Consider the following 24,811-nt stretch of genomic DNA (forward strand, 5'->3'; position numbering starts at 1 on the left):
TAATGCCGATCATTTAAGAGTACTTGAACGATCCTGCCAGTGAGAGACAATCCGGGAACAGCCCTCTGCTCCCGGATTTTTTTATGTCTGAACAGGATATGGATTTTGTTGTTGATGCTTTCGCCTCTGAGCTGGATGCTTTTTCTCGCTCCCTTGACCCCCTCTGGATACACCAGGCATTAAGCGCCTGCCAGAAGGCCAGCATTCGCAGGCGTCGCCTCCCTGCTGAGCAGGCTGTCTGGCTTATTCTGATGATGGGGTTGCTGCGTGACTTATCCATTAAAGATGTCTGCCATCATCTCGACATTGTTCTCCAGCCTGAAGACGGTTATCAAAGCCTTGCCCCCAGCGTACTCACTGCCGCACGCCAGCGCCTGGGCGAAGCCCCACTTCGCTACCTTTTTCATGCCTGCAACGAGGCCTGGCAACCTGCGGCACTCGGGCCCGCTACGTTCCATGGCCTCCGGGTTCTGAGCGTTGACGGAACACTTTTTCGCACGCCCGATTCACCTGAGAACGCCGCTGCTTTTGGGTTTATCGAACCGTCCACGGGGACATTCCCGCAGGTACGGATGGTCGGGCTGATGGCAACCCATTCCCATATGTTGCTGGATGCGGCGTTTGGCGGTGTGGCCGAGGGGGAGCTAACGCTGGCGCATCGTCTGATTTCCTCCGCCCCTGACCATACGCTGACCCTGTTCGACCGCTGTTATTTCAGCGCGGCTTTTTTCCTGGAATGGCAGCAGGCCGGAGCCTGCACACACTGGCTCACACCAGTAAAAAGTAAACTCCGCTATGAGGTTATCGAACGATACAGCGATTACGACATGCTGATTGAGATGCCGGTTTCACCTCAGGCTCGCAAGGCTGCGCCTCATCTCCCGGAAGTCTGGCGGGCAAGGATGGTGAGTTATGTCAGCGGTGGCGGTAAAGGGAAAATCACGGGATTTTTAACGTCGCTGACCGATCCGGTCGCCTGGCCAGTCGAAGATTTGCTGCGAATTTACTGGGAACGCTGGGAGATCGAACTAGGCTATGGAGAGCTAAAAAGACGGCAGTTGAAGGGGGAGGTCACACTGCGGAGCCGATTTCCGGAGGGGGTAAAACAGGAGCTGTGGGGGATCCTGGTGTCGTACAACCTGCTGAGAAAGGAAATGGTGGATATTGCAGGAGAGGCCGGCGTTATTCCAACCCGGATAAGTTTCGTGGCGGCATTAAATATTCTGATATCGCAGGTCAGGGTGAGTGGTAAGGGCGCGACGGGGAATATACCTAAGCATCTGAAAGGAATGAGGGAAAATGTAAAAGCCTTTATCCTTCCGGAAAAAAGAAAGCACCGACGATACGAGCGTTCGGTGCTTTATATTCCGCCTAAATATCCGTTCAGCTATAAGTCACGCGAGGCTTAAGTGAACGGCATTAGGGGTAAACACGCGCGTTGTGGTGATGCTGGCTTATGTTCTGAGCGGTGTTTGTGCAGCTATTGCCGGGGTGATTGTGGCCGCCGACATTCGCGGTGCGGATGCCAACAACGCGGGGCTATGGCTGGAACTGGATGCGATTCTGGCGGTGGTGATCGGCGGTGGTTCACTGATGGGCGGGCGTTTCAACCTGCTGCTGTCGGTGATTGGCGCGCTGATTATTCAGGGCATGAACACCGGGATCCTGCTTTCCGGGTTCCAGCCGGAGCTGAATCAGGTGGTGAAAGCGGTAGTGGTGATGTGCGTGCTGATTGTCCAGTCCCCGCGTTTTATCAGCTTACTGAAAGGAGTGCGTGGCCATGGTAAAACGTAATCTTCCGCTGATGATTACCCTCGGGGTGTTTGTGCTCGGCTATCTCTACTGCCTGACGCAATTTCCGGGTTTCGCCTCCACGCGCGTTATCTGCAACATTCTGACTGATAACGCCTTTCTGGGGATTATCGCCGTCGGCATGACCTTTGTGATCCTCTCCGGCGGGATTGATCTCTCGGTCGGCTCGGTGATCGCCTTCACCGGCGTGTTCCTGGCCAAAGCGATCGGCTTCTGGGGCATGTCGCCATTGGTGGCATTTCCGCTGGTCTTGCTGATGGGCTGTGCGTTCGGCGCGTTTATGGGGTTGCTGATCGATGCACTGAAAATTCCTGCTTTTATCATCACCCTCGCGGGCATGTTTTTCCTGCGCGGCGTGAGCTACCTCGTTTCGGAAGAGTCGATCCCGATTAACCACCCGCTGTACGACAAGCTTTCAGATATGGCGTGGATGATCCCCGGCGGTGGACGCCTTAGCGCCATGGGTGTTCTGATGTTGCTGGTGGTGGTGGCGGGCATGTTCATGGCTCATCGCACACGCTTTGGCAATCAGGTTTACGCCATCGGCGGCAGCGCGATTTCAGCGAACCTGATGGGGATTTCTACCCGCAGCACCACAGTTCGCATCTACATGCTTTCAACGGGGCTGGCAACGCTGGCGGGCATTGTGTTCTCCATCTACACGCAAGCGGGTTATGCGCTGGCTGGTGTGGGCGTTGAGCTGGATGCGATTGCTTCGGTGGTCATTGGTGGCACGTTGCTGAGCGGCGGCGTGGGGACTGTTTTGGGCACGCTGTTTGGCGTGGGTATTCAGGGGCTGATTCAGACCTACATCAACTTCGACGGAACGCTCAGTTCCTGGTGGACCAAAATCGCCATCGGTATTTTGCTGTTCATTTTTATTGCCCTACAACGCGGACTGACCGTGCTTTGGGAGAACCGTCAGAGCTCACCGGTGACGCGCGTGGCTCCGGCGATAACAAAGCAATAGCGTTAGCGGTCTTTTATGCCAGCCGATGGGCTTTAGTATAAATATACCGTCGCATTGCTACACGCTACGACAAAACAGCGAGAAATGATTTGGCAAGGGTGAAGCTGGGCTGCATCCGACTGTTTTGCAATAGGTTATGCAATTAAGGGACACAGCCAGGCACCGTTAAAACGCAATCCTCGCATTCATGAAAACGCCGTTGTCCTGGTATTTATCAGAGAGTAAACCACCATACCCCAGTGCCAGCGTGGCGTTTTTATCAAAGGCGAATTCCACACCGGTTTTTATCACTGTGGCATCACGCGCGGCCGCGACGCTGCTGACGCTAAAGACCGCATTGCTGCCGTCAAAACGCAGGCTGCTGGTACGGTTCAGACTGCCGTACTGATGTTGCCAACCCAACTCTCCGTACAGGCCCAGTCTGGTTGTTTCGCCCACCCACCACTTTTTATCGGCCCGCAGCCCAAGGGTAGAAAAAATAGCGTCCTGTGACTGGCTATCACCGCGTAGTGCGGCAGCGCTCCCGCGCTCATTAATACTGTTATTACGGAAGTTCACATAGGCCAGATTCGCGAAGGGTTCCAGCGCCACCTCGTTCATTTGTACATCATAGCCAAGCTCAGCGAACAGTTGCTGAGTCGTGGCGTTATATTTTGCCTGCGGATGACCGGACTGGCTGCCATAGGCCACCCGACGCTGTGTATCGAAACGGTGCCAACTGGTCGCACCTCCCGCTCGCAGCGTCAGCGCATCCCATTGTTTGCTGCCGTACAACGCCAGGTGGTAGCTATCGCTGTTCGCCGAAGAGCGATAGCTGCCGTGCAGTGAATCGCGGGTATAGCCTGTCGCTATCCCCAGCCGCCAGCTATCCGCCAGCTCTCTGTCGATACCCAGCAATACACCGTAAGTCGAGTCGTTAAATCCGCCAGCGTTGCTATTACCGCTGGCGTGACTCCAGTTGCCGAGCATCTGTGCCCAGCCCCCTTGCTCATTTGCCTTAATCCCCTGTGCGGTAGCCTGGCCTGACGCCTGACGCAGACGACCGGTAAGGGAATCGCGCAAATAGCGGCTGTTATTGATTTGAACCGACGCCGCATCGGCATGAATTTGCCCGGAAAGCTGCCGGAATGCCTGCTGAGCTTGCTTAGCCGAGCCGGACAGCAGGAGACTTTCGTATACCGGATGGCCAGCTTTCAACCGCTCGGCGGCCCGTGCCACCGAGCGCTGGTTAGGCGTTTGGGCTACGTCGGCGAAGGTGACGTTACTACGCGTAATGCCCAGCCTGACGTTGTTCGGCTGATAAATGAGTTGGCTGCCAATAAACAAGTAGCCCGGCGCTACACTGGAAAACTGACCACTCACGCCTTTGCTGGCCTGCAAAATAGTGTATTGCTGACCCAACAGGCTATAGGCCCTCGGCTGAGATAACAGGTTTTGGCGATTTTCGAGAGTCACCAGTACGTCACCACCCTGTAGATTCGCTTTGCCACTGCTTTCAATACGATCGCTTCGGCCATTTGGCGCAACGTCTACCTGATAGCGTGAGCCCGGTTCAAAGGTAACGTTCTGGCTGACGGTCAGAGTACCGATTGAGTTACCCGGCGCCACGGTAGCGCCGCGGCTGACGGTGAGTGAACCCACCCGGCCCGATCCGCTAAGCGTGCCGCTACTTTGCACCGTAATATCAGACGTCACCGCACCGTTGATTTTCAACTGCCCCTGGTTGACCTGCGTGGCACCGAGATATGTGCTGTTACCGGTAAGTTCCAGCGTGCCCTCACCCGTTTTGGTTAGGCCGCCGTGCCCGCCAATGCTGTTGCTCCAGAGGTCATAGGCACACTCTTTGCTCAGGCAGTACCGTTGTATGCTGGTGCCTGCGTCAAGCAAACTGCCAATACCCGGAATATTGGCAGTGAATTGTTTATCGGTATAAGAACCCTCGATATACAAGTCAGTGGGAATATCTTCCGCAGTGATAAACATTTTCGGGCCGTTTATGGCATCCCGCAGATTGATCTTTCCCCAGCCAAAACGCGTATCAATGCCCGGCGCGCCAAGGTCAGTCGCGGTGGTTTTTATCACCGTGGAGATTTGGTCGGCGCTCATATAAGGGTAGCGCTGCATCAGTACGGCTGCCGTTCCGCTGACCATTGGCGCAGACATAGAGCTCCCCGTCATGTCCACGTAAGCAGGTAAAATATCCAGCTCGCCTCTTGCCTGCGTTGCCGCGTTAATGTCCCCCCCGGTCTTCGAAACCAGTGTGCCTGAGGTGCTCTCGATATCCGTTCCCGGCGCGGCCAGACAATAGCTGGCGGTATGCTCGCAGCGGGTAGAAGAGACGTGCAAATCATCATTTTCATCCAGATTGACGGCCACCAGATAATTTTGGGTAATCTCCGGGAAAAGATACGGCAAGCTGGCGTCATACATCGGTACGTTGTAGTTGTTTTCATTACCCGCGGCGAAAACCACCAGTTTACCGTCGCGCGCCGCACGCAGCATACCGGCAAAATCGCTAAGCTCAGATGTCTGAGTGGAAATAGGCGCGCGGCTCATTTGGTCAATGCTGGCTTTCTGGGGCGTGATTTCGTCGAGAACGTCCTGGGGCGTCATTTGAACGTAATCCCACGTACCGTCTGGCCGGGTGATGCGGTTGCCTTCACTGTCTTTATTGATGTCTACGTCAGCACCCCAGCTATTGTTGATCACCCGAACATGACTGCGGATCATGGCTTCTATCTGGTTACTTTGTTCATCCAACGCCTTGCTGGAAACCAACTGGGCGTCAAAAGCTACGCCATGCATACCTGTACCATCACGTTTCGCAGCCGCAATACCTGCCACATGAGTACCATGATCGCCAAAACTAAATTCGCCATCTTCTCCAGTGTCAAAGTCATAAGGGTTAGACCCCAGTTTGTTCAGTTTTCCCGAGAATTCTGGATGTTCCAGCAGGGTTTGATCCTGTACGCCAATGGTTATTCCTCTGCCGGTATAGCCGCTGGCGTAAGCAAACTGAGCACCAATGGACTCCAACCCCCACTGTTTATTGAATTCATCAGATATCCAGCTTGTGGGGGCGCCATTTTTACCGCGTTCGCTATAGTGCGTTTCAGCAAAAACCATATCCGTTGGTAATAAGCTAAATGCCAGCGTCACGCTATATAACAGAGGGTTGTTCGTCGTTGATCCTTTCATTATTACTCTCCTTACCGTTGTTGTATTTTCATATCAGTGCCAAAATCGGCAACGTTGGATCCAGCCTCATTTATTTGACGTCAATGAGCTTATTGGCTTCTTCTATAGCGGCATCCAGTTGTGGATATCGCTTAGCGACAAGATCTGCCGGTGTGAAACGAACTAATCGATGTGGTTGCTGTTCGCTATTTTCATAAGTTGAACCATCGGGCGCTCGCAGAGCCAGTGTCGGTATTCCATAAGAAAGTCCGGGAATAAGTTTTGAGCTATGATAAAAGACGGTTGTTCCGGTGCCTGGCACCGGTTCACCTACCACGGGCCCCAATTTCTGGGCATCATAATATCGGGGAAAAGCAGAGCCTTCAGAATAGCTATCGGCATTGACCAGAAGCACGGTTGGTTTCGTCCACTGGCGGCGAGCGGCATCAGAAGCCGCAATGCCTGAGCGGGGCCAATTTTTAGGCACATCTTTGCTTCCCGACAGAAATTCAACCAGGGTATTTGCCAAAAAACCGCCAGCGTTAAAACGCACATCAACAATCAGGGCTTCTTTCCCCTGCTCGATACCCAGCGCCTGTGAAACAGCATCCCGATAGCTGTCGCTGTCCATCGCCGGAATATAAATATAGCCAACCCTGCCTTTGCTGACGCGATGAACGTAATCCCGGCGTTGATGAACCCACGCGGACAATAGCAATTGAGATTCCGCTTCCTGATTGATAGCCCGGCTATTTACCTGATACGTCTTTTGTCCGCTTATTAATGTCAACTGTATATTTTCGCCAGCCTTATGATTAAGCAGCCGATCCAGTTGATTTAGCGATGTCATATTCTCCCCATTGAACGCCTGTAATATATCACCGGCACGGGCATTGCCTGCGATATCTAACGGCCCTCCCGGCAGCAGCGAGTCTATAATGATTTTATTATTCCGCTCCTGGAAAGTAGCGCCCAAACTGGCCGTGTTGTCAGGAGATTTTGTAAAGCGCGGTGGCGCTACTCCCCAGGTATGCGAAACGTTTAATTCTCCGGCAAGCTCTTCCAGTAGCAGAGCGTAATCAGAACTATTATTTATACTGGGTAAAAAACGTCGATAATGATTTGCATATTCATCCCACTTCACCCCATTCATATCGGATGTGTAAAATTCATCGCGGGTCTGGCGGATTATTTGCTCAAAACTTGCGGCCATCGCCTCCTGCCAAAGGAAATCCCGGCGGAGGATAATTTCCGTCGATGTTCTGTCATCCGTGTTCAGATCTACAGTAGTCATTCTCCCACCGCCGACTAATATTATCTTCTCACCTTTATCATCAATAGTGGCAAACGACGCACCTGAAGTATCAGTGAATAGCTCCTTATTTTCATTTTTCTGCAAATCGAAAGAATATGCTTTTATTGTTATCAGTGGCTCGGTATTGCTAGCGTTTCTCTGTTCTTCAGTGGCGGTAACATAAATAAGCTTGTCGTTGACTATTCGGCTTGTTAACAGGAAACCGGATAACGTTAAGTTTAGCGCGTCCAGGTTGTATAATTGGCTATTTTCAAAATTATAATTTGGCTTCGATTTTCGTTCCGCCAGAAAATCCGCATATGCGCGTCGGTTATTATAAATACCGAGTAGCGTTTGCCCGGAAGGTTCACCATCAGCATCCAGCGCACTATATTTAGTGGATACCCAGTACAGTATGCGACCGTCATCACTCCAGCCAGGCAAAGAGTTGTGATAGCCATTCTGGGTGATATTAAATGGTTTAGTATTCGTATCCTGGGTATCAATTACTGCGATTTCATTCTTAGAGGCGTCAGGCTGGAAACTCACGGCCAGATATCGGGGATCGGGTGCAAAAGCCAATGAGATTTGGTGTCGAATTGAATTAAATGTCGGTGAAAGCACTTGCCTTTGCTTACCGCTCTTAAGATTCAATACGTGTATAGCCTGGCCATCAACGACAAATGCCAGCATTTTTCCGCTGTTACTCAAGACCGGCTTGCTGATGTTTTTACCGGGAATACGGAATAGTAATGTCTCAATAATCTCGCCAGGCTTGCTGAGTGGGAGAGCAGCATCACGATGATGCATTTTGTACAGGGCAGCTTCACCATCACGCTCTGAGAGATAGATTATGGCCTGCTCTCCAGGCAGATAAAGTGGTGATTTTTCTTCTTCCGCCGAGTGAGTCAGGCGTGTACTTTGCCCTCGCTTAATATCGACGGCAAAAAGATCGCCCAGAGCAGTCAAAATGGCTTCATTGCCATCTTTATTGATTTCTGCCCCATCAAAAGTTGTTATATTTAAATTATCTCCGCTATCGTCAATGGCTTGCGGGGAGTTAAAGACAACTTTTTGCGCATCAAAGGAACCGGCTGAACGGATATAAATCCCACCATCCCATGACCACGCAAGGCTTCCCTGGGCAGAGACGCTAAGATCGCGTACCGGGTGTTTTTTATAGTAAGTCAACTGAACATCTTTTTGAGTGGCCAGATCCCGATACCAGACATTAAAATTACCACTGCGTTCGCTTAAATAATAAATCCCTTTGCCGTTATTTCCCCACCAGGGATCGCTGGCGGCAATATAATCTTCAGTCAACTGTGTATGTTGCCCATCCTTCAATAACCACAGGTGTGTTACTGCAAATGAGCGCTGATGTTTACGCCAGGGCTGATCGGAGCCGGCCATCTGATATAGCAATGCATTACCCATTTTCCTGGCCTGCACAACAGGAAAGGGATAATCAGCCAGCAATGCTCCCGTGGCAATATTTGCCCGGTAAACCGCACCGGATTTGAAGGCCGCAAGCAGATAATGATCAAACTCCAGCTTTCCTGGCCGCCTGGAATTCAGTAATACTTCTTTGCTGTCAGCGGTGAAGTCTAATGGTTTGTCATCGCGTGAATCATAGGTCAAACGCACCATTTTCCCGTTACCATCAACAGAGAGCACATATACGTCATCATTACCGTGGATATTGGCAGAGAATGCAATGAGCTTTCCATCTGGAGACCATCGAGGATAATGGCTGCGATATTCACTGCCAGTGAGTGGTGTCGCCAGGCCGCCACGGCTGGAACCCATAAATAGCTGCCCCCGTTGCGTAAATACAATACGGGAGCCGTCAGGTGAAATGGCGGAATTTCTTTGCCAGGTCGCCGGTTCAGCGTTCACTGGCAAAGAAAATAAAAATACAATAAAGAGAATGATATAAATAAGTGATGACATAATTTCACCATTATTCAGATTTAGCCGATATTAACCTGAGCCAATTGTCATTAGCAAAGCAATCATTATAAATAAAGGCATCAGGATGGATGAATTAAACTCAGTGAGATTAATAAATTTAACCCCACTGGCAGGAACATTTATTCAGAATACTTTAATATATCGCCAGGCTGGCAATTCAGCTCACGACATATCGCCTCCAGAGTACTGAAACGAACGGCTTTTGCTTTTCCACTGTTTAGAACAGAGAGATTAGCCTCTGTTAAACCAATTCGTTCTGCCAGCTCTTTGGATTTTAACCCTCTACTTTTCAGTACCTCATCCAATTTGATGTAAATTGGCATACTAATTAAACCACCAAATCTTGCTCATCTTTCATTTCCTTAGCCATTCTCAGTATGTAACTCGTTATAATAATTCCTGTTCCCATCGCTAACTGAACTATCCTGTTGAAAACTCTGTTGATAATGGAATCCATATAGCTATAGTGCATATTGCTCATCACCCATGTCATGTAATTTTCTATCTCTTCAAGAAAAATCAGGGTTGTAATGCCGACACCAATCCTGAAGATTCTATCGATCTGCTTTTGGCTGAAGATATCTCCTTTCCGTACACTCTTAAAAAAGAGATAGATATGAGCCAACACGGCCATTATCACAACATCATGAAACACATAAATCATCTTAATATACTGAAAATGACCCGGCGAAACAAAAATCTCGGAGTTTTCAGCTTCTGATATAATCAGCTCGGCTAATGTTTTTGGAAAAATATCTGGACTAATCAGCATCAAACTCAAAAAAGGTAACAATATCATCGAAATGATCAGACCGATCTCCATAAACCAACACATTGCTATTAGCGTATTTTGCTTGTTTTCCATCCCCGACTCCTGACCTGAGTATATCCATACAGTAATATTATCGTTTATCGATAACAAAACAATAGAAATTTATCGATAAACGATAATTTTTCCAGATTTGATGAAAGATGTGACACAGTTCAAAGTGATTGTTGATGTGTTTTTAGCGCAATGGCTAAACTGTGCGAACGTTGCGAGGATAAAGCTTTTAAGAAGATGGGGGGGTTGGCCCTGGTTACCCGCGATTGGGCTGGTAGCTTCATGTTCTGACTAACCTCGTCGCTTTCACCAAGACATTGAAAGTTATTATAGAGAAGGGTTCGCTCATTAGTGGTGCATTATCGGGTATGATCTACTTTGAGCTTATCTCATTTGCGGCGCTGACTCTGGCTTCGGGCTATATTTTCAGCCTGTTCGTGCGCAAAAAACGACAGCTTCCTCGCTTTTACATTGGGTTGCTGATTGCGGGATTGGCTTATAGGGTACTGGCTCTGGGTCCCTTACTTTTTGGTATTGGTCCGTGTGAAGAGAACCTTTATCCACTAAAAAATGCCGCGGAGAATTCTGCGGCATTTTTTCACATGATAAAATTACGCGTCCGGGAACTCACGCATAAAGCGCTCAAGGTCATCAACCATGTGCTCGGTGCCGACAAAGAACGGACGGCGCTGGTGCAGCGTTTCCGGCACGATATCCAGAATACGTTCTTCGCCGTCGCTGGCCTTGCCGCCGGCCTGTTCTGCAAGGAACGCCATCGGGTTGCACTCATACAGCAGGCGCAGTTTGCCCTGTGGGTGGCTGGCGGTGCTTGGGTAGAGGTAAATCCCGCCTTTCAACAGGTTACGGTGGAAATCGGCCACCAGTGAGCCAATGTAGCGTGAGGTGTAAGGGCGCTGGGTGGACTTATCTTCTTCCTGGCAGAACTTGAGGTATTTCTTCACGCCCTGCGGGAATTTGATGTAGTTGCCTTCGTTAATGGAGTAGGTATTGCCTTTTTCCGGGAAGCGCATGCGCTCCTGGCACAGGCAGAATACGCCGAGGGAAGGGTCGTAGGTAAAGGCGTGAACGCCGCAACCGGTGGTATAAACCAGCATGGTTGAGGAGCCGTAAACCACATAACCGGCGGCGACCTGGCGGTTACCGGGTTGCAGGAAATCTTCCTCTGTGACCGGCGTCCCGACTGGCGTCACGCGGCGATAGATAGAGAAGATCGTCCCCACAGAAACGTTAACGTCGATGTTGGAAGAACCATCCAGCGGATCCATCAGCACCACATATTTCGCGTGCTCGCAGCCCTCAAAGACGACAATCTCATCTTCTTCTTCGGACGCAATGCCCGCCACAATGTCGCGTGCGCGAAGTGCTGCTTTTAGCTTTTCATTGGCGAACAGGTCCAGCTTCTGCTGGGTTTCGCCCTGAATATTCTCAGCACCGCTGGCACCCAGGATATCGACCAGTCCGGCCTTATTGATATCGCGGTGGATGATCTTGGCGCCCAGCTTTATTGCCGACAGTAAAGCAGTGAGCTCACCGGTCGCATGAGAGAACTCGTGCTGCTTTTCGACAATAAATTCACCTAACGTTTTCATAACACTTTCCCTGCATTTGATGTTGAGTAAAGCGGTTGATATCCAACAATCTTAACAAACATTCAAAAACTCGCGTACAGGTGAATCGCGCCAGCAAAGTACGGAATTAACTGAAATGCGTTTCTCACTCCTCCCACAAGAGGGTAAAATACGCGGCTGATGAAAGAGGAACAGTGACGTATGCGCATTCATATTTTGGGGATTTGTGGCACTTTTATGGGCGGACTGGCGATGCTGGCTCGTTCCCTTGGCCACGAAGTGACCGGTTCGGACGCCAACGTGTATCCGCCGATGAGCACCCTGCTTGAAGAGCAGGGCATTGATTTGATTCAGGGCTATGACGCGAGCCAGCTTGAGCCGCAGCCAGACCTGGTGATCATCGGTAACGCCATGACTCGCGGGAACCCGTGTGTTGAAGCGGTGCTGGAAAAAAACATTCCGTTCATGTCAGGCCCGCAGTGGCTGCATGATTTTGTGCTGCGCGATCGTTGGGTTGTGGCTGTAGCGGGCACGCACGGCAAAACGACAACAGCTGGCATGGCGACCTGGATTCTGGAAGCCTGCGGTTACAAACCTGGCTTTGTGATCGGTGGCGTACCGGGCAACTTCGAGGTTTCTGCACGCCTGGGCGACAGCCCGTTCTTCGTGATTGAAGCCGATGAATATGACTGCGCCTTCTTCGACAAACGTTCCAAGTTTGTGCATTACTGCCCACGCACGCTGATCCTCAATAACCTTGAGTTTGACCACGCGGACATCTTTGACGATCTGAAAGCTATTCAGAAACAGTTCCACCATCTGGTGCGCATTGTGCCGGGCCAGGGCCGCATTATTGCGCCTGAAAACGACATCAACCTGAAGCAAACGCTGGCGATGGGCTGCTGGAGTGAGCAGGAGCTGGTGGGTGAACAAGGCCACTGGCAGGCGAAGAAACTCAGCACTGACGCCTCTGAGTGGGAAGTGTGGCTGGACGGCGAGCAAGTCGGGCAGGTGAAGTGGAACCTGGTGGGCGAGCACAACATGCATAACGGCCTGATGGCGATTGCGGCTGCACGTCACGTGGGGGTTAAACCTGCGGATGCCGCCGATGCGTTGGGCTCGTTTGTGAACGCGCGTCGTCGTCTTGAACTGCGCGGTGAAGCCAACGGCGTCACTGTGTACGATGATTTCGCTCATCACCCAACGGCGATTCTCGCCACATTGCAGGCGCTGCGTGGCAAAGTGGGCGGTACGGCTCGCATCCTTGCGGTGCTGGAACCACGCTCAAACACCATGAAAATGGGCGTTTGCAAAGACGACCTCGCGCCATCACTTGGCCGCGCCGATGAAGTCTTCCTGCTGCAGCCGCCGCACATTCCGTGGCAGGTCGCTGAAGTGGCGGAAGCCTGCATTCAGCCAGCTCACTTCAGTGCTGACGTTGATACGCTGACGGATATGATTGTGAAATCGGCCCAGCCGGGCGATCACATTCTGGTCATGAGCAACGGTGGGTTCGGTGGCATTCACCAGAAACTGCTGGATGGGTTGGCGAAGAAAGCGGAAGCGGTAGAGTAAAACAGCGCCCGGTGGCGTTAATTGCCCGGTGGCTGCTACGCCTTACCGGGCCTACAAACCGGGCTGTTGCTTTTGTCGGCCCGGCAATACGCAATGCTTACCCTTCGTTCTCTGCCAGTTCGCGCAGATACTGGAAAATCAGGCGAGAAGATTTCGGCGGCTTATTGCCTTCTTTCTCTTTTTTGGCGTTGCGGATAAGCGAGCGTAACTGCTGACGGTCAGCGTCAGGCCACAGTTTCAGCACGTCGGCAACGGCATCATCCCCTTCATCAACCAGACGATCGCGCAGTTGTTCCAGTTTATGGAACAAGGCAACCTGCTGGTTGTGGCGGTTCTTCAGTTTGTCGAGCGCCTGGCGAATCGGGTCTACGTCACGCTGGCGCAGCATTTTACCGATCAGCTGCATCTGGCGGCGGCGGCCTTCTTTCTTAATCTTCTGTGCCAGTTCAATGGCGGCACGCAGATCCTCGTCGAGCGGGATTTTATCCAGCGCGTTCTTACCAAGGTCTACGATTTCGGCCCCGAGGTCTTTTAACTCCTCGGCGTCACGTTTAATTTCACTTTTGCTGACCCAGATGATTTCATCATCTTCATCGTCGATTTCGTCATCACCGGGCACGTCGTCGAGCCAGTCTTCGGGCTGCTTTGTCATCTCAGGCTCCTAAAAAAGAGGCGTATCTTAGCAGTTTCATTGCGCACTGAAAAACGGTTCTCTGTTAGACTTCACTAAACTCCTTTCTACATTATGGCATTAGCGATGAAAGTCATCACACAGGTTGCAGAACAGCGTAAAGCACTGGAAAAAGCCGTCTCTACCGCGCTGGAGCTGGCTGCGGGCAAGTCTGACGGTGCAGAAGTGGGCGTCTCGAAGACCACCGGGATCAGCGTCAGCACGCGGTACGGTGAAGTAGAAAACGTGGAATTTAACAGCGACGGCGCGCTGGGGATCACGGTTTATCATCAAAACCGTAAAGGCAGCGCCTCGACCACAGATTTAAGCCCGGACGCGGTTGCGCGCACGGTGCAGGCGGCGCTGGATATCGCTCGCTATACCTCGCCAGACCCGTATGCGGGCGTGGCGGAAAAAGATCTGCTGGCGTTTGAAGCGCCGGATCTCGACCTGTTCCATCCGGCCGAAGTCACTCCGGATGAGGCCATTGAGCTGGCGGCGCGTGCGGAACAAGCGGCGCTGAAAGCCGACAAACGCATCACCAACACCGAAGGCGGCAGCTTCAACAGCCACTACGGCATTCGCGTCTTTGGCAACAGCCACGGCATGCTGCAAAGCTACTGCTCCAGCCGCCACTCGCTGTCCAGCAGCGTCATTGCGGAAGAGAACGGTGACATGGAACGTGATTACGCGTACACCATTGGCCGCGCGCTGAGCGACCTGAACTCACCGGAATCCGTCGGTGCAGAGTGCGCACAACGCACGCTCTCTCGCCTTTCGCCGCGCAAGCTTTCCACCATGAAAGCGCCGGTGATTTTTGCCAACGAAGTGGCGACCGGTCTGTTTGGTCATCTGGTTGGGGCGATTGCAGGTGGCTCGGTCTATCGTAAATCGACCTTCCTGCTCGACTCGCTCGGGAAACAAATTCTGCCGGAATGGCTGACCATTGAAGAGCACCCGCACCTGCTGAAAGGGCTGGCTTCCACGCCGTTCGACAGCGAAGGCGTGCGCACCGAACGCCGTGACATCATCAAAGACGGCATTCTGACGCAGTGGCTGCTGACCAACTATTCTGCCCGCAAGCTGGGGCTGAAAAGCACCGGGCATGCGGGCGGCATCCACAACTGGCGTATTCCCGGTCGTGGCCTCAGCTTTGAAAAGTTGCTTAAAGAGATGGGCACCGGCCTTGTCGTGACCGAACTGATGGGGCAGGGTGTGAGTGCCGTCACCGGCGATTACTCTCGTGGTGCGTCAGGTTTCTGGGTGGAGAATGGCGAAATCCAGTATCCGGTGAGTGAAATCACCATCGCCGGAAATCTGAAAGAAATGTGGCGTAATATCGTGACCGTGGCCGACGATATCGAAACGCGCAGCAACATTCAGTGCGGTTCTGTCCTGCTGCCGGAAATGAAAATCGCCGGTCAATAATGTGTGTTCTCATGGTGGCGCGCTGAGCGTGCCACATAATTAAAATACCTGTAAAAGGAAGTGAGCGATGCGTAAACACCTGCTGGCAGTCCTGGCTGTCTCCACCCTGATGATGGGGGCTGCACCGGCATTTGCCGACCTTGGCGATGACATGGACACCCTGTCCGAAAACCTGAAGATTGTGCAAAAAACCGATGATGCGACCGAGATGAAAGCGGCACTGGCGAAAATGCGCACCGCGGCACAAGATGCGCAGAAGCAGACGCCACCGAAGCTGGAAGGCAAAGCGTCGGACAGCGCAGAAATGAAAGACTATCGTCACGGTTTCGACATTCTGATTGGTCAGATTGACGGCGCAACCAAGCTTGCAAATGAAGGCAAAATCAAGGAAGCGCAGGGCGTGGCTCTTGATTTGGCAGGCACCCGCAACACCTATCACCAGAAATACCGCTAATCAGCCGCCTGCTCATCCAGGCAAGCGCTGATCCGCTGGCGAGGAAAATGACCTTTCCTCGTCAGTTCTTCCGTTTTCGCTTCCACTTTGCATAACAAAACCTTATCGACATCACAGTTTTACGTATTACCTCGCAATGTATTTCCACTTTGGACGGCCAACTTCTTAGCTTATTCCCGTGACACTCATCACGCTAATCGCGCATTTATGCCGTATTCGGCCGAATTCTGTGGGACAGATCACTCCTGCCGCCCGCCTTTCCACTTTGAAGTGGAAAACAACTCGCTACAAACCTCCCTCTTGCCACGTTAGTTTTTACTCAGACGCAACAAACGGGGTCAGAAGAGTGAACAACGGAGCAGTCATTACCGACGCAGGGAGTCAGACCGAAGAACTTGCTACACGCATGCTGAGCCAGGTGTACAGCCTGCTCAAAGGTCACGACATCATCCCGAACGACGTCCAGGAGCAAATGCTGACATCCCATGTCCGTGCCATGGCTCACCGATCAATGACCGGTGAACCGTTGCCCGAAGTGGAAGCCAGCCTGTTTGAAGAAATTTCACCCGAATCAATGGCACTGGCCCGCGAAGTCGTGGCGCAGTTTGGCAACCTTCCGGACGAAGAAGCCTGGCTGCTGTCGGTGCACTTCGAAGTGGCAAAAGAAAACCTTTAAGGAGACAAACATGGGACAGATTACCGTAGTGATTGGCGACCGTCTGGGCAAAGGCCAGAAAGTAGCAGCCGGTGTTGAGAAAGCGGGTGGACGTGCCGTAGTCGTACCCGGCGTTGCCGCTGATATGAAGCTCGGCGATGTCATGAAAGCGGAAGGCGCCACCTTCGGCATTTCCTTCTGTGGCAGCGGTGGCGCAGGCGCTATTACCGCGCAGACCAGGCATGGCTACAAAGCGAAATACGGCATGCGTTCTGTCGATGAAGGCGTGACCGCCATCAACGAAGGCGCGAACGTACTGGGCTTTGGCTTTATGGATAAAGAAGAGCTGGGCGAGCGTCTGGTTCAGGCCTGGCAGAAGAAATACGGCGCGTAAGTATGAAAGAACAATTCACCACCACGGTGAGGGTTAAGGGCAAAGGCGAGGCGAAAGCACGTGCCTTTGCCGATGCACTCAACCAGGTACAAGGCACGGTGATGAAAGCATCACCGCATATCTTACTGCGCATTGAACCACAGGACGTGGTGGTTGTTCAGGCGCAGGAGGCGGTTCGGAAAGAGGCGTTTCTGTTTTTCTTTCTGCGCCGGGAACGTCGCACATTCAGTGTGGAGCTGGATGTCACCGTCAACGTGACAGCGTTAAACCTCGACAAAGTGGATTTCGTCACGACAACATAACCATTAGAAAAGGACAGACTCATGTTCCTGATTATTCTTTTTAAATCGCTGATCATCGGTGGCCTCGTGGGCGTCGGTGTGGGCGCTGGCGCAGCACGCATGTTTCATGCACCCACCACGCAAGGGATGGGTGCTTTTCGTACGTTGGGCGAACTCAACTCCTGTGAGGGCGACCCGGCTTCCCACTTCTCCTTTGGTCTGGGCTTCTTCTTTAACGCCTGGGCATCGTCCGTCGCAGCGGGTGCGTTCACCCAGGACGTCGACCACCGCATCATCCCGCACTGGGGTGCTTCAGCGCTGATGCTGAAAAATCGCAACGTCGCAGAAACCCTGCATGACCCGAAGAAAATGGCGATTGCCTGTGGCCTTATCGGCATGGTCGTGGTGGCGTTCCTCAACTCTACTGCGTCGGCGGTACCGGAAGCGTTGCAGGTCACTGCGGTTAAAGTGCTGGTGCCTGCGGCTAACCTGCTGGTGAACATCATCATGCCAGTGATTTTCTGGCTGGCAGCGATTGATGCCGGTAAGAAATCTGGCTTCTGGGCCACTATTTTCGGCGGCGCAGCGCAGCTGATTATGGGTAACGCCGTGCCGGGTCTGGTACTGGGTATTCTGATTGGTAAAGGCGTTGAAGACGCGGGCTGGAACCGTGTCACCAAAATCATGATGGCAGCCATTATCGCCCTGTTCGTTCTGAGTGCCTTCTTCCGTGGCTTCGACATGAAGATGATCGAGTCCTTCCACATGACGGTGCCGAACTGGCTGGATCTGCTGCATAACGCGTTGAGCGGCAAATAAGGGGATAACAGATGGAACAGAATAAAGGTTTTTGGTACGCGGACTGGTCATTCCCGATCTTTGTCGGCCTGCTTTCCTCCGGCGTCTTCGCCGGGACACACATGTACTACCTGTACGGTATCGGTGCTTTTAACGAAGTGGCCTTCGTGGCGATGCTGAAATCCGGCATCGACACCGGTGTCTACGGTGCGGTAGCCGCGTTTGGCGCGAGCTTCCTGTTTGCCCGAATCATTGAAGGTTCACTGGTTGGTATCCTGGATATCGGCGGCGCGATTCAGACGGGCGTTGGCCTCGGCGTTCCAGCGCTGCTGCTGGGCGCAGGGATTGTGTTCCCGGTGGCTAACTTTGCCGCTTCCCTGGCAACGGGTCTGATTATCGGCCTGGCGATTGGCTACATCATCATTCTGGCGCGTAAGTTCACGGTCAATCAGAGCAACTCCACCTACGGTGCGGACGTGATGATGGGCGCGGGCAACGCCTCTGGCCGCTTCCTCGGCCCTTTGATTATTCTCAGCGCGATGACGGCGTCCATTCCTATCGGCATTGGGTCGCTGGTTGGCGCGTTACTGTTCTACATCTGGCAGAAGCCGATTACCGGCGGGGCTATCCTCGGGGCGATGATCCTCGGGTCCATCTTCCCGGTGGCAATTGGTTAAGCCAGCAAGGAGAAAGCGATGTTTGATTTACTGCTGAAGCGTGCACGCCTGGTTGACGATACGGTAACGGATATCGCCATTAAAGACGGCAAAATTGCGGCTCTGGGCGACATTGACGGCGAGGCGACGAAAGTCGTCTCCCTCAATGGCGAGCACTACGTCAGCGCGGGCTGGATTGACCTCCACGTCCACTGCTACCCGAAATCACCGATTTACAACGATCAGCCGGACAGCGTAGGTATCGCAACCGGCGTCACCACGGTGATTGATGCAGGCAGTACCGGTGCCGATGACGTAGACACCTTCTATGAGCTCACTCGCCCGTGCGCCACGGACGTTTATGCGCTGCTGAACATCTCCCGTGTGGGGCTGATTGCACAGAACGAACTGGCGAACATGGCGAACATTGATGCGCAGGCTGCGAGTGCGGCTATCAAGCGCCACCCTGATTTCATCGTGGGTCTGAAAGCGCGCATGAGCAGCAGCGTGGTCGGTGAAAACGGCATCACGCCGCTGGAAAAGGCGAAGGACATTCAGAAAGCCAACGGCGATTTACCGCTGATGGTCCACATCGGTAACAACCCGCCGAATCTGGATGAAATCACCGAACTGCTGACTTCCGGCGACATCATCACTCACTGCTATAACGGCAAACCGAACCGCATTTTGACGCCTGCTGGCGAGCTGCGAGCGTCGGTTTCCGGTGCGCTCAAGCGCGGCATCAAACTGGATGTCGGTCACGGCACCGCGAGCTTTAGCTTTGAGGTGGCGAAGCAGGCCATCGCGATGGGCATTCTGCCGCACACCATCAGCTCCGATATTTACTGCCGCAACCGTATCAACGGCCCGGTCCATTCCCTGGCGCGGGTGATGGCGAAATTCCTCGCCATTGGCATGTCGCTGCCGCAGGTCATCAACTGCGTGACCTCAAATGCGGCCGAGGCGATTCGTCTCAAGCAAAAAGGCCAACTGGCCGTCGGCTTTGATGCTGACCTGACCCTCTTTACGCTCAAACACCAGCCGGTGACGCTGGTGGACGCAGAAAACAACGCCCTGCAGGCGGACCAGGATCTGGTGCCGCTCGCCGCAATCCGTGCAGGCAAGGGCTATATGACCGAACAAGGGAGTGCTGAACATGCCTTCGATTTATGAGAAATACCAGCTGAAACAAGTGATTAACGCATCAGGCCGTATGACGGCGCTGGGCGTGTCCACGCCGCGCCCGGAAGTGGTTGAAGCGGTGCTGACCGGCATGAACCACTACTTCGAAATGAAAGACCTGGTGAACAAGACCGGGGAATACATCGCGAAGCTGCTGGACGTAGAAGGCGCGACCGTGGTGTCTTGCGCCTCTGCGGGTATCGCGCAGTCCATCGCCGGTGTGCTGACGAAAGACAGCGACTGGCTGCTGGAAAACCTGCACGTCACGCCGATTGAGAACAACGAAATCGTGCTGCCACGCGGTCACAACGTTAACTTTGGCGCGCCTGTCAGCACCATGATTGCGCTCGGTGGCGGGAAAATGGTCGAAGCAGGCTACGCCAACGAATGCTCTGCCGATCAGCTGGCGGCGGCAATCACCCCGCGCACTGCGGCAATCCTCTACATCAAATCTCACCACTGCGTGCAGAAAAGCATGCTCAGCGTCGAACAGGCCGTTGTGGTAGCACGCAAACACAACCTGCCGCTGATTGTGGATGCGGCGGCTGAAGAAGATTTGCAGTGCTACTACCGTTCCGGTGCAGACCTCGTGATTTACAGCGGCGCGAAAGCGATTGAAGGGCCAACCAGTGGTCTGGTGATCGGCAAAACCCAGTACGTTGAGTGGGTGAAACGCCAGACGGCGGGGATTGGTCGCGCGATGAAAGTCGGCAAGGAAGGCATTCTCGGCCTGACCTGCGCCATCGAACATTACCTGACGGCAGACAAAGAAAGCGGCGCACAGATGGTTGAGAAAATGACGCCATTCATTACTGCGCTCAACAACCTGAACGGCGTGACTGCCCGCGTGGTGTGGGATGCGGCGGGTCGTGATATCGCGCGTACCGAAATCAAGTTCGATGAAGCGGTAACCCAAATCGCCACTGGAGAGTTGGTGGCCGAACTGAAGAAAGGCGAATACGCCATCTACTTCCGCGGCTACAAAGCTAACGAAGGCATTATTGAAGCCGATGTGCGCAGCGTGAACGCACAGCAACTGGATATCGTGGCCACCCGCATCGGCGAAGTGCTGAACAAGGAGAAAAACGCATGAAACTGACCCCAAACTTTTACCGTGACCGCGTGTGCCTGAACGTACTGGCAGGCTCTAAAGCCAATGCCAGCGCGGTTTATGAAGCAGCAGAAGGTCATGTGCTGGTTGGCGTGCTCTCCAAAAATTATCCGGATGTACCCGCTGCCGTTGCTGACATGCGTGAATACGCGAAGCTCATCGACAACGCGCTCTCCGTGGGCCTGGGCGCGGGCGACCCGAACCAGTCTGAAATGGTAAGCCTGATCTCCCGCGAAGTGCAGCCGCAGCACGTGAACCAGGTGTTCACCGGCGTGGCAACCAGCCGCGCGCTGCTGGGGCAGAAAGAGACGGTGGTCAACGGTCTGGTTTCTCCAACCGGTACGCCGGGCAGGGTGAAAATCTCCACCGGCCCGCTGAGCAGCAAAGAGCAGGATGGCATCGTGCCAATTGATACCGCCATTGCGCTGCTGAAAGACATGGGCTGTAGCTCCATCAAATACTTCCCGATGGGCGGCCTGAAATGCCGCGATGAGTATCAGGTTGTCGCTCAAGCCTGCGCCCGCCACGATTTCTGGCTGGAGCCAACTGGCGGCATCGACCTGGAAAACTACAGCGAGATCCTGAAGATTGCCCTCGATGCGGGCGTGAAGAAAGTTATCCCGCATATCTACAGCTCGATCATTGATAAAGCCAGCGGCGACACGCGTCCTGAGGATGTGCGTACTCTGCTGGATATGACGAAAAAGTTAGTGGGGTAATTTTCCCCCTCTCCCTAACCCTCTCCCCAAGGGAGAGGGGACTGGATCGAGTCTGGATTTTCTCCCTCTCCCTGTGGGAGAGGGGCGGGGAGAGGGCATCAGGCCGCACCTAAGTTCAACCACCGTCAAGGAGTCATCATGCTGTCTGCACGTCACCTGCTTGTCGCTTCATTCTCGTTACTTGCCACTGCTGCCACCGCACAGACACAGTTCGCCTGGGTTGGCACCTACAACCCCAACGGCGAAGGGCTTTATCGCTTCACTGTCGATCCGCAAACTGGCGACCTTCACGATAAAACGTTGGTCAGTTCGCTCCCTAACGCGGCGCAGTTGACCGTGTCTCACGATGGCAAAACGCTTTACCTTGCCAGCGAAGCGGAAAAAGGGCTGGTGCAGGCGCTGAAAATTGGCGCTGACGGGACGTTGACCGAACTGAATCAGGTTTCTTCTGGCGGGGCCGGGCCGGTGTATTTGAGCCTGACGCCGAACGGGCGTCATCTGCTGGTGGCGAACTACGTCAGCGGCACGATTGCGGTGCTGCCGGTTAAAGACGATGGCTCATTGGCCGAAGCGTCTGATACGCATCAGGATGAAGGCCCGGCAGGTGCCGGAAAACCTGAAGCGGCCGCGGAAGGCAGCTTTGCCATCAGCGATCATAATGGGCCGCATGCGCACATGATCTCTGCCGATCCGCAGGATAAATATGTCTTCTCAACCGATCTGGGTCTGGATCGCATCTATCAGTATCACTTCAACGACGAAACCGGAAAGCTGACGCCAAACGATCCGCCGTTTATCAATGCCTCCTCGAAAGGGGCTGGCCCGCGCCACTTTGTCTTCACGCCGAAGGGCGATGCGCTGTGGCTCATCAACGAAGAAGCCTCCACGCTAACCCACTATCGACTGGATCTCGCGAAAGGCACGCTGACGGAAGGTAAAACCGTCTCGTCACTGCCCAAAGAATTTAAAGGCACCAACTTTGCCGCCGGGCTGGTGCTGAGCCATGATGGCAAGCAGTTATATGTTGCCAACCGATTGCATAACAGCGTCGCACACTTTACGGTATCCGCCGACGGCGAACTCATTCATCAAGATGATGTTTGGACCCGAGGCGACTACCCACGTACCGTCACGCTGGACCCGAAAGGCCAGTGGCTGTATGTGATGAATCAGCGTAGCGACAATATCACCCGCTTTAAGGTTGCTCCGAAGACCGGCAAGCTGAGTTTTGAACCTGGCTATACTGCCGTAGGCAGCCCGTCACAAATGGTGATATCACCGTAAACCCTGCAAGGAACACGGGCCGACCTGGCCCGTTTGAGCAAAGAGGATAGTGAGTGCGATTCCCGAACCAACGCCTGGCGCAACTGTTCAGTCTGTTGCAAAACGAAACGCTGCCGCAGGACGAGCTGGCACAGCGGTTGTCCGTTTCCACACGTACCGTTCGGGCCGATATTACTGCGCTCAATGCTTTGCTGGCCCAGCACGGGGCGCAGTTCGTGCTGAGTCGCGGCAATGGTTATCAGCTTCGGGTCGACGATCAGGCGCTCTTTCAGTCGTTGCAGGAGGCCCAGCCTCGTGCGCTGCGCATCCCTCGCACCGGGCCGGAACGCGTTCACTATCTGATGGTTCGCTTTCTGACTTCCGCCTTTTCACTCAAGCTCGAAGATTTGGCCGATGAATGGTTTGTCAGTCGTGCGACGCTTCAGGGCGATATGGCTGAAGTGCGTGAGTGGCTGGCGCGTTATCAGCTGACCCTCGAAACGCGCCCTCGTCATGGCGTGAAGCTGTTCGGCAGTGAAATGGCGATTCGCGCCTGCCTGACCGATTTGCTCTGGCAACTGGCGCAGCAGGACAGCAACAATCCGCTGCTGACCGAAGAAGCGCTGAATGCAGGCGTGCCGGATCAGCTTGCCGGGATTTTGCAGGAAGTCTTCAACCGCTGGCATATTCGTCTGACCGATGAGGGCGAGCTGTTTGTGCGCCTTTACTGTGCCGTAGCGGTACGACGCATCAGCGAGGGTTATCCACTGCCCGAATTTACCGCGGACGATGTCGACGAGAAGGTATTCCACGCGGCGCGTAACATTGTGGCCACGATCGAAAAAATGACCGGCAAAACGCGGGCGGCTTCGGAAGAAAACTGGCTGCGGGTGCATATCGCCGCGCGTCAGGTACAAGAGATTGCGCCCAGCCACATCAATGCCGATGACGACGAAGCGCTGGTCAATGACATCCTGCAATTCATCAACACGCACTATAACTACAACTTGCTGAGCGACGAGCAGCTGCACGCCGACCTGCTGACGCACATCAGGACCATGATCACCCGCGTGCGCTACCAGATTATGATCCCCAATCCGCTGCTGGATAACATCAAGCAGCACTACCCGATGGCCTGGGACATGACGCTGGCGGCGGTGTCCGGCTGGAGTAAATACACCCCGTGGACCATCAGCGAAAATGAGATTGGTTTCCTGGTGCTGCACATCGGCGTGGGGCTTGAGCGGCATTACAACATTGGCTATCAGCGCCAGCCACGCGTGCTGTTGGTGTGCGATGCCGGGAATGCGATGGTGCGCATGATTGAAGCGGTGTTGCAGCGCAAATATCCACAGCTGGAAATGACCGCCACCATCACGCTGCGTGAGTATGAACAGCGAGAAAGCATCAGCGAAGATTTTGTGGTTTCGACGGTGCGCATCGCTGAAAAAGATAAGCCAGTGGTGGTGATGTCGCCGTTCCCGACGGAGTATCAGCTTGAGCAAATCGGCAAGCTGGTGTTGGTCGACAGAACCCGCCCGTGGATGCTGGAAAAATACTTCGACGCGCGCCATTTCCGCATTATCAACGAACCGATGGAAAGACAGACGCTGTTCAGCGAGCTTTGCCAGCAGCTCAGCGCAGAAGGGTTTGTTGATGCGGAATTTTTGGATTCCGTGACCGAGCGTGAAGCCATCGTCAGCACCATGCTGGGGGATGGTATCGCACTGCCGCACGCCTTAGGATTGCTGGCGAAGAAAACCGTGGTTTACACCGTGCTGGCCCCGCAAGGCATTGCCTGGGGTGACGAAACCGCCCACGTGATTTTCCTGCTGGCGATAAGCAAAAGCGAATACGAAGAAGCGATGGCGATTTACGATATCTTCGTGACGTTCCTGCGGGAAAGGGCGATGACGCGGCTGTGCGGCTGTAAAAACTTCAGCGAGTTTAAAACGGTGGCGATGGAGTGCGTCAGCCGCTTCTGAG

The 24,811-nt window shown here is 53.5% G+C and carries 21 protein-coding genes and 2 pseudogenes; 17 read left to right on the forward strand and 6 right to left on the reverse strand.

What is annotated here, in order from left to right; all coding sequences use genetic code 11:
- The first annotated feature begins 83 nt into the window (after positions 1-83).
- The 4 genes and pseudogenes from ACLW56_RS19475 to ACLW56_RS19490 form a co-directional block, all read left to right on the forward strand.
- Complete coding sequence (locus ACLW56_RS19475) at positions 84-1,409, forward strand: IS4 family transposase (protein ID WP_330983077.1); 1,326 nt, start codon at positions 84-86, stop codon at positions 1,407-1,409.
- A gap of 13 nt (positions 1,410-1,422) precedes the next feature.
- A pseudogene (locus tag ACLW56_RS19480) lies at positions 1,423-1,794 on the forward strand (ABC transporter permease subunit); the annotation flags it as partial.
- Positions 1,781-2,782, forward strand: a complete 1,002-nt coding sequence (gene yjfF / locus ACLW56_RS19485; protein ID WP_330985368.1) for a galactofuranose ABC transporter, permease protein YjfF — start codon at positions 1,781-1,783, stop codon at positions 2,780-2,782. The pseudogene ACLW56_RS19480 and the gene yjfF, both read left to right, overlap by 14 nt.
- A gap of 44 nt (positions 2,783-2,826) precedes the next feature.
- Positions 2,827-2,928 (forward strand): annotated as a pseudogene (locus tag ACLW56_RS19490) (IS5/IS1182 family transposase); the annotation flags it as partial.
- A gap of 19 nt (positions 2,929-2,947) precedes the next feature.
- Here the strand turns inward: ACLW56_RS19490 and ACLW56_RS19495 are convergent.
- From ACLW56_RS19495 to fbp, 5 genes are all read right to left on the reverse strand, one after another.
- A complete protein-coding gene (locus tag ACLW56_RS19495) occupies positions 2,948-5,980 on the reverse strand; it encodes an autotransporter outer membrane beta-barrel domain-containing protein (protein ID WP_330985369.1) in 3,033 nt (1,010 codons plus the stop codon).
- A 70-nt stretch (positions 5,981-6,050) separates the two neighbouring features.
- Complete coding sequence (locus ACLW56_RS19500) at positions 6,051-9,206, reverse strand: S41 family peptidase (RefSeq protein WP_330985370.1); 3,156 nt, start codon at positions 9,204-9,206, stop codon at positions 6,051-6,053.
- 140 nt (positions 9,207-9,346) lie between these two features.
- Positions 9,347-9,550, reverse strand: a complete 204-nt coding sequence (locus ACLW56_RS19505; RefSeq protein ID WP_330985371.1) for a helix-turn-helix transcriptional regulator — start codon at positions 9,548-9,550, stop codon at positions 9,347-9,349.
- A gap of 5 nt (positions 9,551-9,555) precedes the next feature.
- The gene (locus ACLW56_RS19510) at positions 9,556-10,092 is read right to left on the reverse strand and encodes a DUF2975 domain-containing protein (protein ID WP_330985372.1); all 537 of its coding nucleotides are present in this window, start codon (positions 10,090-10,092) and stop codon (positions 9,556-9,558) included.
- 569 nt (positions 10,093-10,661) lie between these two features.
- Positions 10,662-11,660 carry a class 1 fructose-bisphosphatase gene (gene fbp / locus ACLW56_RS19515; protein ID WP_330985373.1) on the reverse strand — a complete coding sequence of 333 codons (999 nt, stop codon included), beginning with the start codon at positions 11,658-11,660 and terminating at the stop codon, positions 10,662-10,664.
- Positions 11,661-11,840: 180 nt separating this feature from the next.
- Between fbp and mpl the strand changes: the two genes are divergently transcribed.
- Positions 11,841-13,214, forward strand: a complete 1,374-nt coding sequence (mpl, locus tag ACLW56_RS19520) for a UDP-N-acetylmuramate:L-alanyl-gamma-D-glutamyl-meso-diaminopimelate ligase (RefSeq protein WP_330985374.1) — start codon at positions 11,841-11,843, stop codon at positions 13,212-13,214.
- A 97-nt stretch (positions 13,215-13,311) separates the two neighbouring features.
- Here the strand turns inward: mpl and yjgA are convergent, their stop codons facing one another.
- Positions 13,312-13,866 carry a ribosome biogenesis factor YjgA gene (yjgA, locus tag ACLW56_RS19525; protein WP_330985375.1) on the reverse strand — a complete coding sequence of 185 codons (555 nt, stop codon included), beginning with the start codon at positions 13,864-13,866 and terminating at the stop codon, positions 13,312-13,314.
- 93 nt (positions 13,867-13,959) lie between these two features.
- Here yjgA and pmbA point away from each other — a divergent pair, with 93 nt between their 5' ends.
- The 12 genes from pmbA to ACLW56_RS19585 all read left to right on the forward strand — a co-directional run bounded on the left by pmbA (position 13,960) and on the right by ACLW56_RS19585 (position 24,810).
- Entirely contained in the window at positions 13,960-15,312 is a 1,353-nt protein-coding gene (gene pmbA, locus ACLW56_RS19530) for a metalloprotease PmbA (protein WP_330985376.1), read from the forward strand.
- A 67-nt stretch (positions 15,313-15,379) separates the two neighbouring features.
- Complete coding sequence (gene cybC, locus ACLW56_RS19535) at positions 15,380-15,766, forward strand: cytochrome b562 (RefSeq protein ID WP_330985377.1); 387 nt, start codon at positions 15,380-15,382, stop codon at positions 15,764-15,766.
- Positions 15,767-16,112: 346 nt separating this feature from the next.
- Positions 16,113-16,442 carry a glycine dehydrogenase gene (locus ACLW56_RS19540; protein ID WP_330985378.1) on the forward strand — a complete coding sequence of 110 codons (330 nt, stop codon included), beginning with the start codon at positions 16,113-16,115 and terminating at the stop codon, positions 16,440-16,442.
- 10 nt (positions 16,443-16,452) lie between these two features.
- Positions 16,453-16,815 carry an SFCGS family glycine-rich protein gene (locus tag ACLW56_RS19545; RefSeq protein WP_330985379.1) on the forward strand — a complete coding sequence of 121 codons (363 nt, stop codon included), beginning with the start codon at positions 16,453-16,455 and terminating at the stop codon, positions 16,813-16,815.
- A 2-nt stretch (positions 16,816-16,817) separates the two neighbouring features.
- Positions 16,818-17,117 (forward strand): DUF4312 family protein, encoded by a 300-nt coding sequence (locus ACLW56_RS19550; RefSeq protein ID WP_330985380.1) that lies wholly within the window; start codon positions 16,818-16,820, stop codon positions 17,115-17,117.
- Between the two features lie 21 nt (positions 17,118-17,138).
- Entirely contained in the window at positions 17,139-17,915 is a 777-nt protein-coding gene (locus tag ACLW56_RS19555; RefSeq protein ID WP_330985381.1) for a DUF4311 domain-containing protein, read from the forward strand.
- A gap of 11 nt (positions 17,916-17,926) precedes the next feature.
- Positions 17,927-18,571 (forward strand): DUF4310 family protein, encoded by a 645-nt coding sequence (locus ACLW56_RS19560; protein WP_097162682.1) that lies wholly within the window; start codon positions 17,927-17,929, stop codon positions 18,569-18,571.
- Between the two features lie 18 nt (positions 18,572-18,589).
- The gene (locus ACLW56_RS19565) at positions 18,590-19,723 is read left to right on the forward strand and encodes an amidohydrolase/deacetylase family metallohydrolase (protein WP_330985382.1); all 1,134 of its coding nucleotides are present in this window, start codon (positions 18,590-18,592) and stop codon (positions 19,721-19,723) included.
- The gene (locus ACLW56_RS19570) at positions 19,707-20,825 is read left to right on the forward strand and encodes a DgaE family pyridoxal phosphate-dependent ammonia lyase (protein ID WP_330985383.1); all 1,119 of its coding nucleotides are present in this window, start codon (positions 19,707-19,709) and stop codon (positions 20,823-20,825) included. The genes ACLW56_RS19565 and ACLW56_RS19570 overlap by 17 nt, the downstream gene beginning before the upstream one ends.
- Positions 20,822-21,562 (forward strand): 2-dehydro-3-deoxy-phosphogluconate aldolase, encoded by a 741-nt coding sequence (gene dagF, locus ACLW56_RS19575; RefSeq protein WP_330985384.1) that lies wholly within the window; start codon positions 20,822-20,824, stop codon positions 21,560-21,562. Before ACLW56_RS19570 ends, dagF begins: the two co-directional genes overlap by 4 nt.
- 138 nt (positions 21,563-21,700) lie before the next feature.
- Positions 21,701-22,846, forward strand: a complete 1,146-nt coding sequence (locus ACLW56_RS19580) for a lactonase family protein (RefSeq protein ID WP_330985385.1) — start codon at positions 21,701-21,703, stop codon at positions 22,844-22,846.
- A 53-nt stretch (positions 22,847-22,899) separates the two neighbouring features.
- A complete protein-coding gene (locus ACLW56_RS19585) occupies positions 22,900-24,810 on the forward strand; it encodes a BglG family transcription antiterminator (RefSeq protein WP_330985386.1) in 1,911 nt (636 codons plus the stop codon).
- Position 24,811: the final 1 nt, after the last annotated feature.

The organism is Pantoea sp. sgz302252 (assembly GCF_047713085.1).
In the GTDB taxonomy this organism is placed as follows: domain Bacteria; phylum Pseudomonadota; class Gammaproteobacteria; order Enterobacterales; family Enterobacteriaceae; genus Scandinavium.

Bases quoted from the DNA above. Each gene is read 5' to 3' on its own strand.
- ACLW56_RS19475 (WP_330983077.1), top strand. From the start codon at position 84: ATGTCTGAACAGGATATGGATTTTGTTGTTGATGCTTTCGCCTCTGAG.
- yjfF (WP_330985368.1), top strand. From the start codon at position 1,781: ATGGTAAAACGTAATCTTCCGCTGATGATTACCCTCGGGGTGTTTGTG.
- ACLW56_RS19495 (WP_330985369.1), bottom strand. From the start codon at position 5,980: ATGAAAGGATCAACGACGAACAACCCTCTGTTATATAGCGTGACGCTG.
- ACLW56_RS19500 (WP_330985370.1), bottom strand. From the start codon at position 9,206: ATGTCATCACTTATTTATATCATTCTCTTTATTGTATTTTTATTTTCT.
- ACLW56_RS19505 (WP_330985371.1), bottom strand. From the start codon at position 9,550: ATGCCAATTTACATCAAATTGGATGAGGTACTGAAAAGTAGAGGGTTA.
- ACLW56_RS19510 (WP_330985372.1), bottom strand. From the start codon at position 10,092: ATGGAAAACAAGCAAAATACGCTAATAGCAATGTGTTGGTTTATGGAG.
- fbp (WP_330985373.1), bottom strand. From the start codon at position 11,660: ATGAAAACGTTAGGTGAATTTATTGTCGAAAAGCAGCACGAGTTCTCT.
- mpl (WP_330985374.1), top strand. From the start codon at position 11,841: ATGCGCATTCATATTTTGGGGATTTGTGGCACTTTTATGGGCGGACTG.
- yjgA (WP_330985375.1), bottom strand. From the start codon at position 13,866: ATGACAAAGCAGCCCGAAGACTGGCTCGACGACGTGCCCGGTGATGAC.
- pmbA (WP_330985376.1), top strand. From the start codon at position 13,960: ATGGCATTAGCGATGAAAGTCATCACACAGGTTGCAGAACAGCGTAAA.
- cybC (WP_330985377.1), top strand. From the start codon at position 15,380: ATGCGTAAACACCTGCTGGCAGTCCTGGCTGTCTCCACCCTGATGATG.
- ACLW56_RS19545 (WP_330985379.1), top strand. From the start codon at position 16,453: ATGGGACAGATTACCGTAGTGATTGGCGACCGTCTGGGCAAAGGCCAG.
- ACLW56_RS19550 (WP_330985380.1), top strand. From the start codon at position 16,818: ATGAAAGAACAATTCACCACCACGGTGAGGGTTAAGGGCAAAGGCGAG.
- ACLW56_RS19555 (WP_330985381.1), top strand. From the start codon at position 17,139: ATGTTCCTGATTATTCTTTTTAAATCGCTGATCATCGGTGGCCTCGTG.
- ACLW56_RS19560 (WP_097162682.1), top strand. From the start codon at position 17,927: ATGGAACAGAATAAAGGTTTTTGGTACGCGGACTGGTCATTCCCGATC.
- ACLW56_RS19565 (WP_330985382.1), top strand. From the start codon at position 18,590: ATGTTTGATTTACTGCTGAAGCGTGCACGCCTGGTTGACGATACGGTA.
- ACLW56_RS19570 (WP_330985383.1), top strand. From the start codon at position 19,707: ATGCCTTCGATTTATGAGAAATACCAGCTGAAACAAGTGATTAACGCA.
- dagF (WP_330985384.1), top strand. From the start codon at position 20,822: ATGAAACTGACCCCAAACTTTTACCGTGACCGCGTGTGCCTGAACGTA.
- ACLW56_RS19580 (WP_330985385.1), top strand. From the start codon at position 21,701: ATGCTGTCTGCACGTCACCTGCTTGTCGCTTCATTCTCGTTACTTGCC.